This window comes from Paraburkholderia sp. RL18-101-BIB-B (assembly GCF_046026985.1).
Classification (GTDB): domain Bacteria; phylum Pseudomonadota; class Gammaproteobacteria; order Burkholderiales; family Burkholderiaceae; genus Paraburkholderia.
In genome coordinates this window covers 1-279 of record NZ_JARESV010000240.1, presented here as the reverse complement: position 1 = coordinate 279, position 279 = coordinate 1, and the positions used below count along the sequence as shown (strand labels likewise).

Sequence of the window (279 nt, the reverse complement as noted above, 5' to 3'; positions counted from 1 at the left end):
CGCGAAGCTTGCCGCATGACTCTCCGGGAAGCCGTACTCGCCGAACCCTTTGATTTGCTCAAAGATGCCTTCAGCGAAGGCCTGGTCGTAGCCGCGTTCGAGCATCCCGTCGACGATACGGTCATAATATTTCTCAAGTCCACCTTTACGTTTCCACGCGGCCATCGCGCGCCTCAACTGGTCGGCCTCGCCGGCGGTAAACCCTGCGGCCAGGATAGCCACTTGCATGACCTGTTCCTGAAAAATTGGTACGCCGAGCGTACGGCCGAGTGCCGTCTT

General features: G+C 58.8%; 1 protein-coding gene. It reads right to left on the bottom strand.

Features of this window, described 5'->3' with window-relative positions; genetic code table 11:
- Nucleotides 1–279: hypothetical protein (locus tag P0D73_RS46915; RefSeq protein WP_408436590.1), on the bottom strand; the 279-nt coding region annotated here is incomplete at both ends.